Genomic DNA, 8,021 nt, shown 5'->3' on the forward strand with positions numbered 1-8,021 from the left:
GTCTATACCATTCCCGGCGGCGGTTCGAACCCGACGGGTGCGCTCGGCTATGTCAACTGCGCCTTTGAGATGCTGGCACAGGTCAACAACAGCGGCATGAAGATCGACCACATCGTCACCGCGACCGGTTCGGCCGGGACGCAGGCGGGCCTGATCACCGGTCTTAAGGCGATGAATGCGCAGATCCCGCTCCTGGGGATCGGTGTGCGCGCGCCAAAGCCCAAGCAAGAAGAGAACGTCTTCAACCTCGCCTGCGCCACGGCCGAGAAAATCGGCTGCGCCGGGATCGTCAAGCGTGAGGATGTCGTGGCGAACACCGACTATGTCGGCGAAGGCTATGGCATCCCGACCGACAGCGGCATGGAAGCGATTGCCATGTTCGCCGAACTGGAAGCGATCCTCCTGGACCCGGTCTATTCGGCCAAGGGTGCTGCCGGCTTCATCGACCTGATCCGCAAGGGCCACTTCAAGAAGGGCGAGCGCGTCGTCTTCCTGCATACCGGCGGCGCGGCGGCGCTCTTTGGTTATGACGGTGCTTTCGACTTCTCGGGCCGCTGGGGCGCCAAGGTCTGATCACTCAATGACGACGGGTGCGGCCTGATGGCCGCGCCCGTCACGCATCCTGCTCGGCGATCCATTTGTGGTCGGGGTGGTTGTTGAAGCGCCATTTGCGCAAGGGTCCCGCCATCACGTTGAGATAATACATCTCATAGCCGTAAGGCGCGCCACAGGGGTGGTGGCCCTTCGGCACAAGCACCACGTCGTGATTGCCGACCGCCATCGTCTCATCGAGTGTCCCATCCTCGGTCCAGACCCGCTGGATGCCAAAGCCCTGTGCAGGGTTCAGGCGGTGGTAATAAGTCTCTTCCAGATAGGTCATATTGGGATAGTCATCCTCATCATGCCGGTGCGGCGGATAGGAGGACCAGTGTCCGGCAGGCGTGAAGACTTCGGTGACCAGAAGACTGTCGGCCACGTCCCGCCCCTCCATCGCGATGTTGTTGATGTAGCGGGTATTGGTGCCCTTGCCGCGTGGGGTCAGGTCTATGCCCGCAGGCCCGATGATCTGCGTCGGGTGGCCGCCTTTGCCGGGGGCCGAGCAGACCGCAAGCGTGCAAGCGGTCGTGGCCGTGGCCTGCCAGGCGGCACCGTTCGGGATATAGAGGCAATGCGGCGGGGTCTTTTCAAAGACATCCATCCGGTCGCCGAGTTCGCCGAAATCGCGGCCATCGACGGTGATCCGCGCCTTGCCCTCGACCAGAACCAGAATAACCTCACGGTCGCCGGTGTCCTCCTGCGCGACCTCGCCCGGTGCAAGCCGGTAGAGCCCGAAGCCGACATAGGACCAGCCCGCGCTTTGCGGTGTCACGTTGTGAACCTTGCCGGTGGCTCCGGCGGGGCTGATCATCAGATCGGTCATTCCTTATCCTCCGGCTGCGCCGCGATCAGCAGCACATAGGCTGCATAGAGCCCCGCCACCCCGAAGAGCATCGCCCAGCCGGGCGAACCGGTGATGATCTCAAACAGCGCCCAGCCAAAGCAGGCCGTGACCACTGCCACACGCCGCCAGAGCGGGCGGAAGAACGGGTGGGCGGGGTCGATCAGGGTCATCAGTCAGCAATCTCCAGCCTGGCTTTTGCACAGACCTGAAGAATATGTGCGTAGCCTTTCTTCGAATAGTCGTAGGGCGGTGCTTTGGCTGGATCCTGTTCGGCCTCGACCACGATCCAGCCCGCAAAACCCATCGCCTTCAACGCATCGGCCACGGCCTGAAAGTCGATGCACCCGTCGCCCGGCACGGTGAAAGCGCCTGCGATGACGGCATCAAGGAAAGAACGGTCATTCGCCCGCACGTCGGCCACCACATCGGGGCGGATATCCTTGAAATGCACATGATGCACCCGGTCGCCCCAGCGGTTCAGGGTTTTCATGACATCGCCGCCGCCAAAGAGGAGATGACCGGTATCGAAGCAAAGCCGAACCTCGGGCGAGGTCCCCTCCATCAGCCAGTTTACATCGTCCTCACTCTCGATGATCGAACCCATATGGTGGTGATAGGCAAAGGGCATGCCCCGGTCGGTTACCCATTTCGCGACCTCACTGATCTTCGCGGCATAGGCCAGCACCTCGTCACGCGACAGCTTGGGCCGTTTGTTGACCGGCACATCGCGCAGGCCCTGCACGGTGTTGGAGCATTCAGCATAGACAATGCAGGGTGCGTTCAGCGCGATGAACTGATCGACCTGCTGTTTGATGGAATTGGATTCTGCGGCGAAATCGTTAACCAAAGACCCGCCCGAGCACCAGCCGCCGCAGAGGGCGATGTCATAGGCTTCGAGGTAACTGCGAAGCCCTTCGGTATCGTGCGGCATGCGTTGGCCGCGTTCGACACCGGTATAGCCGATATCGCGCGCCTCTTTCAGCGCCTGCTCCATCGTGAAACCGGCAGTCAGATCCGGCAGATCATCGTTCTGCCAGGCAATCGGGGAAATCCCAATTCTTACACTCATGGGGTGACCCTCATACCTTGTATTGCGCCTTGCGGCGGGTTTCGTAATTCGTGCGGGCGTCGTTGACCTTGGGCCGCTCGGACACCTCGGGTACGCCCACCTCCCACCAGCTTCCGCCATGCGGGGTCGAGGGGTAGGGGTCGGTATCAAGGACGATGGCATAGACGCCGTCATGGTCCTTTGCCTTGGCCAGATGCGCTTCCAGCTCGGCGATGCTGCCTGCCTTGACCGCCTTCGCCCCCATCGACCCGGCATGGGCGACAAAGTCGATGGCCGAGGGGTTCACATGTTGGGACTTGTCGAGAAGGTTGTTGAACTCTTCCCCCCCGGTGCCCATCTGCAGCCGGTTGATGCAGCCGAAGCCGCGATTGTCGGTGATGATCAGCGTGAACCTGATCCCCATCATGCAGGCGGTGGCAAGTTCGGAATTCGCCATCATATAGGTGCCGTCGCCGGTAAAGCAGACCACATCGCGGTCAGGTTCGGCCAGCTTGATGCCGATGGCCCCGGCAATCTCATAGCCCATGCAGCTGAACCCGTATTCCATATGGTAGCTGCCCGGTCGCCCCGCCTTCCAGAGCTTGTGCAATTCGCCGGGCATCGTGCCTGCGGCGCACATCACGACCGTGTCGGGACCGGCGGCGCGCTGGACCGCGCCCACGACCTGCATGTCGGTGGGCTTTTCATTGCCCTCCTTCGGTGCATCGGTGAGGGGATCGACCTTGGCGAACCAGTCGGATTTGAGGCTGGCGGGGGGCGCATCGAAGGTCTTGCCGTTCAGCGCCCCGGACAAAGCCTCCAGCCCCGCCTTGGCATCGCAGCACAAGGGCTTTGCCCCATGCTTCATCGCATCATAGGCCTGCACATTGAGGCTGACCAGCTTGCGCCCCGGATTGGCGAAGAGCGACCATGACCCGGTGGTGAAATCCTGAAACCGTGTGCCGACGCCCAAAACCAGATCAGCCTTGCCGCAGACGGTGTTGGCGCTTTCTGCGCCCGTCACACCAATGGGACCGAGATTCATCGGATGGTCCCAGGGCAGGGCTGACTTGCCCGCCTGCGTCTCGACCACCGGGATGGCATGGGCCTCGGCGAAGGAGCGCAGTGCCTCGGTCGCATGGCCGTAATGCACCCCGCCGCCCGCGATGATCACCGGGTTCTTCGCAGCCTTCAGAAGGTCGGCGACGCGGGCCAGTTCCGCCGGATCGGGCGGCGGCACACGGCGGTGCCAGATGCGTTCGTCAAAGAAGGCTTCGGGCCAATCATAGGCCTCGGCCTGCACGTCCTGACAGAAGGCGAGCGTCACTGGCCCGCAATCGGCGGGATCGGTCATGGTGCGCATGGCGCGCGGCAGGGCGGTCATGAGCTGTTCGGGCCGGGTGATCCGGTCGAAATAGCGGCTGACCGGGCGGAACGTATCGGTCGCCGTAACCGTGCCATCGGCGAAATTTTCAGGCTGTTGCAGCACCGGATCGGGTCCGCGATGGGCAAAAACATCGCCCGGCACGAAGAGGACCGGCAGGCGGTTCACATAGGCCAGCGCGCAGGCGGTAACCATGTTCGTCGCCCCGGGCCCGATGGAGGAGGTCACCATCATCGCCCGGTCCCGCCGCAGCTGCTTGGCATAGGCGATCGCGGTATGGGCCATGGTCTGTTCGTTATGGCCACGCCAGGTCGGCAGCCGGTCGCGCACACCGTACAAAGCCTCACCCAGACCGGCGACATTGCCGTGGCCGAAGATCGCCCAGCAACCGGCGATATAGCTCTCTCCATCCGCGTTCTTCTGAGCCGCGAGATATCTCACCATCGCCTGAGCGGCGGTCAGCCTGATCGTCTTCATGTCTTGTCCTTCCCTGCCTCGCGCACCGGGATCATCCGAGTATGTCGGTGACCCGCACGGCGCGGTTTTCAGCCACTGATTTCAACGCCGCCTCTGCCAATGCCAATGCCATCAGACCGTCCTCGCCACTGGTCGGCGGTGTCATCCCCGCGTTCACGGCACCGATGAAAGCTGCGATTTCGTTGGCATAAGCGGTGGTATAACGGGTCATGAAAAAGTTCAGGAGCGGTGGCCGGGTAAAGCCGTCGCTGCCCGCGATCTCGATATTCGCCTCATGCGTATTGGCGGCGGATACGGCCCCCTTTTCGCCATGCACCTCGATCCGTTGATCATAGCCATAGGCGGCGCGCCGCGAATTGGTGATGATCGCCTGACGGCCCGAGCCCGTGCGCAGGATTACATTGGCACTGTCGAAATCGCCCAGTTCCCCGATCTTCGGATCGGTCAGGACCGAGGCCGCAGCCATCACCGTCTCGACCTCTTCCCCCAAGAGCCAACGGGCCATGTCGAAGTCGTGGATCGTCATGTCGCGGAAGATGCCGCCCGAGCGGGTGATGTAGTCGTAAGGCGGCGCACCGGGGTCGCGGGAAGTGATTGTCACCATCTCCACCTTGCCGATGCGGCCCGCATCAATCGCCGCCTTCACCGCCATGAAATCGGGATCGAAGCGGCGGTTGAAGCCGACCATCAGTGTCGCGCCGGTTTCCCTGACCACATCCAGACAGGCGCGGACACGGAGCAGGCTGAGGTCCACCGGTTTTTCGCAGAATATCGCCTTGCCCGCGCGGGCAAAGCGCTCGATCAGATCGGCATGGGTATCGGTCGGGGTGCAGATGATGACGGCATCGATATCGGCCGCAACCTCAATCTCATCAATCGTGCGGATGTCGCAGTCATAGGCCGCAGCAACGGCCTCGGCCGCCGCCGCGTGTGGTTCGGCCACCGCGACAAGGCGCGCGCCCAGGGTCGAGGTGACGGCGCGGGCATGGACCTGACCGATGCGGCCGGCCCCGAGTACTGCAAATCTGGTGGTCATTGGTCATTCCGAATTGGACGGAGCAAGGCTCCGTCAGTTGGTATCTGTCGCCCTCTTCAGGCCGCGCCTTCGTATTCAGCTTGGGTTTTCGCGCCGGTGATATAGGCAACCACGTCCTGCCCGTCGGTCTCTTCCTTCTTCAGGTTGGCAACGATCTTGCCACGTCGGAAGACGACGATCCGGTCGACGAGGTCCATGACCTGCCGCATGTTGTGGCTGATCAGGATCAGGGGCTCACCGGCCTCTTTCAGAGTGCGGATGATGTTTTCCACCTGCGCGGTTTCCTGCACGCCAAGGGCCGCCGTCGGTTCATCCATGATCGTCAACTTGGAATGGAAGGTCGCGGTGCGGGCGATGGCCACGCATTGCCGTTGTCCGCCCGACATGTTGCGGATCGTGTTGCGGATATTGGGGATCTTGACGGCGGTCTTTTCCAGCCCGGCAATCGTCGCTTCGCGCATCGCCTTGTAGTCGAGCAGCCGGAACGGGCCCAGCCAGTCCCATTTGGTCTTTTCGCGCCCCAGAAAAAGGTTGTCCGGCACGTCGAGATCATCGGCCAAGGCCAGCGTCTGAAAGACGGTCTCGATCCCCGCCTCTCGCGCTTCCAGGGGCCCCGCAAAACTCACCGGTTTGCCATCGAAGATGATGTCGCCCCGCGTGCGTTGTTCCACCCCGGTGATCTGGCGCACGAAGGTCGACTTGCCCGCGCCGTTATCGCCCATGATGGCGACATGCTCGCCTCGGCGTATCTCAAAATTCGCGCCGTCCAGCGCATGGACCCCACCGTAGTACTTGGTCAGATCTTGGGTCTTCAGGACGATGTCTTCGCTCATCTCACTATCTCCCGTTCTTATGCCCGGCTGCGCTGGCGATATTGATCGAGAACGACCGCAGCGATGATGATCCCGCCCATGGCCATGAGCTGATACGACCCGTCGAGCTTGATATATGTGAAGCCGGAGCGGATCACTCCGATCACCATGGCACCCAGAACCGTGCCGATGATCGAGCCGCGCCCGCCGGTCAGGCTGATCCCCCCGATGACCGCCATCGCAATGGCGAAGAGTTCGTAGAATTCGCCCATCCCGGCCTGGGCCGTCGCGCCCTTGGAGCTGAGCACGATCCCTGCGAACGCGGCCAGCATTGATGCGATCATGTAGACCATGACCTTGTGGCGTCGCACATTGATGCCGGACATCCGGGCGGCCTCTTCGTTCGAGCCGATGGCATAGGTATGCTTGCCGTAGACCGTGTATTTCAGGATCAGTTGGAAAACCGCTGCCAGCAGCAGGAACCAGACCACGGGCATCATGCCTGAACCGATGAACTTGTAGCTTTCGGTGGGAAACGACACCGGCTGGCCGCTCGACCACCAGAGTGCGATACCCCGGCAGATCAGGAACATACCCAGGGTTGCGATGAAAGGCGGGATGCGGAAATAGGCGACAAAGGTGCCATTGATTCCGCCTATTAAGGCTCCGAACAACAACCCTATCGCAACGGGGACAACCACCGGCAGGTCCATCGCCCAGGCCCCGAAGACCGCTTTTGGATTGGGGTTTCCGTTGACCAGCTCGGTCTGGGCGAAACTCATCGCAATCATGGCGGTTGCCGCGACCAATGGGCCTGAACTCAGGTCAATGCCCGCCGTGACAATGACCTGCGTCACGCCGAGCGCGATGATCCCGATGATCGCGACCTGCAGGATGATGATTTGCAACCGCGCCTCGTTAAAGATCGTATCGAACCGGTCGTTCGTGTCGAACAGGAAACTCTGCCCGCGCATATAGGGCAGAACCTGGCCAAGAATTTCAAAGACGGCGACGATGATGATCAGCGCCAGAAAGATATTCAGCTCATTCGGCCAGTGTCGTTTGGATTTGTCGAAGGTCAGCCCGCCTGTGCCGAGGCTCGCATTCGCCATTGTTCGTCCCCTTGCGCTTTATAGGTGGAAACGGCGCCATGAACGCCGCTCCCTGTCTTGCAGGACCTGAAAGCCCTAGTTCTTGCTGAGGAAGTCCCCGATGTTGTCGGGTGTAACCAGCTTGAAGGGGATGTAGACCTTGCTGTCCACAGACTCGCCCCGGGCGATAGCCAGTGCGGTGTCGACCGATCCGGCCCCCTGACCATGCGCATCCTGGAACACGGTCACGTCCAGCTCGCCCGCCTGCATCGCGACCAGCGCATCCTGCGTGGCATCGACACCGCCGACCTCGACAGCCCCCATATCGACCCCTGCCGCGTTCATCGCCTGGATCGCGCCAATGGCCATTTCGTCGTTGTTGGCGATGACGAAATCAAAAGGCTCGCCCGAGGACATCCAGTTGGTCATAAGATCCTGCGCTTCGTCGCGCGACCAATTGGCGGTCTGCTCGTCGATGAGCGTCATGAAGTTGCACATGTCCATGCCGATGACGTCATGCACATCCTTGGAACGCTGAACGGCTGCCTGGTTCGACAACTGGCCGTTCATCAGATAGCCGGTCGCACCGCCAGCCTTGCCGGCTGCGCGCAGGTTGCGGCAGATCTGGAACGCCTCCAACGTGCCGGACTCGATCTCGTTCGATGCCACGAAGGCCTGGGTCGGCGGAAGGTCGTTCACATTGTCGGGCTCGCGGTTCACATAGACCAGCGG

The 8,021-nt window shown here is 61.8% G+C and carries 9 protein-coding genes; 1 reads left to right on the top strand and 8 read right to left on the bottom strand.

The window, feature by feature from the left end; translation table 11 throughout:
• A partial coding sequence (locus tag WBB85_RS01150; RefSeq protein WP_432636789.1) for a pyridoxal-phosphate dependent enzyme occupies window positions 1–573 on the top strand: 573 nt, incomplete at its 5' end.
• 40 nt (window positions 574–613) lie between these two features.
• Here WBB85_RS01150 and iolB read toward each other — a convergent pair.
• The 8 genes from iolB to WBB85_RS01190 form a co-directional block, all read right to left on the bottom strand.
• Window positions 614–1,420 (bottom strand): 5-deoxy-glucuronate isomerase, encoded by an 807-nt coding sequence (gene iolB, locus WBB85_RS01155; protein WP_432636790.1) that lies wholly within the window; start codon window positions 1,418–1,420, stop codon window positions 614–616.
• Window positions 1,417–1,611 (bottom strand): hypothetical protein, encoded by a 195-nt coding sequence (locus tag WBB85_RS01160; protein WP_432636792.1) that lies wholly within the window; start codon window positions 1,609–1,611, stop codon window positions 1,417–1,419. The genes iolB and WBB85_RS01160 overlap by 4 nt, the downstream gene beginning before the upstream one ends.
• A complete protein-coding gene (gene iolE, locus WBB85_RS01165) occupies window positions 1,611–2,510 on the bottom strand; it encodes a myo-inosose-2 dehydratase (protein WP_432636793.1) in 900 nt (299 codons plus the stop codon). Before iolE ends, WBB85_RS01160 begins: the two co-directional genes overlap by 1 nt.
• Window positions 2,511–2,520: 10 nt before the next feature.
• Entirely contained in the window at window positions 2,521–4,350 is a 1,830-nt protein-coding gene (gene iolD / locus WBB85_RS01170; protein WP_432636794.1) for a 3D-(3,5/4)-trihydroxycyclohexane-1,2-dione acylhydrolase (decyclizing), read from the bottom strand.
• A gap of 31 nt (window positions 4,351–4,381) precedes the next feature.
• Window positions 4,382–5,386 (bottom strand): inositol 2-dehydrogenase, encoded by a 1,005-nt coding sequence (gene iolG, locus WBB85_RS01175; protein ID WP_432636795.1) that lies wholly within the window; start codon window positions 5,384–5,386, stop codon window positions 4,382–4,384.
• 56 nt (window positions 5,387–5,442) lie between these two features.
• A complete protein-coding gene (locus WBB85_RS01180; RefSeq protein WP_432636796.1) occupies window positions 5,443–6,219 on the bottom strand; it encodes an ATP-binding cassette domain-containing protein in 777 nt (258 codons plus the stop codon).
• A gap of 17 nt (window positions 6,220–6,236) precedes the next feature.
• Complete coding sequence (locus WBB85_RS01185; protein ID WP_432636797.1) at window positions 6,237–7,310, bottom strand: ABC transporter permease; 1,074 nt, start codon at window positions 7,308–7,310, stop codon at window positions 6,237–6,239.
• 75 nt (window positions 7,311–7,385) lie between these two features.
• Window positions 7,386–8,021 (bottom strand): substrate-binding domain-containing protein (locus WBB85_RS01190; protein ID WP_432636798.1); only part of this gene is annotated, 636 nt, incomplete at its 5' end.

The organism is Albidovulum sp. (assembly GCF_049646345.1).
Lineage (GTDB): Bacteria > Pseudomonadota > Alphaproteobacteria > Rhodobacterales > Rhodobacteraceae > Albidovulum.

Coding starts and splice junctions, on each gene's coding strand:
- WBB85_RS01185 (WP_432636797.1), bottom strand. CDS start 7,310: ATGGCGAATGCGAGCCTCGGCACAGGCGGGCTGACCTTCGACAAATCC.
- iolD (WP_432636794.1), bottom strand. CDS start 4,350: ATGAAGACGATCAGGCTGACCGCCGCTCAGGCGATGGTGAGATATCTC.
- iolB (WP_432636790.1), bottom strand. CDS start 1,420: ATGACCGATCTGATGATCAGCCCCGCCGGAGCCACCGGCAAGGTTCAC.
- iolE (WP_432636793.1), bottom strand. CDS start 2,510: ATGAGTGTAAGAATTGGGATTTCCCCGATTGCCTGGCAGAACGATGAT.
- WBB85_RS01160 (WP_432636792.1), bottom strand. CDS start 1,611: ATGACCCTGATCGACCCCGCCCACCCGTTCTTCCGCCCGCTCTGGCGG.
- iolG (WP_432636795.1), bottom strand. CDS start 5,386: ATGACCACCAGATTTGCAGTACTCGGGGCCGGCCGCATCGGTCAGGTC.
- WBB85_RS01180 (WP_432636796.1), bottom strand. CDS start 6,219: ATGAGCGAAGACATCGTCCTGAAGACCCAAGATCTGACCAAGTACTAC.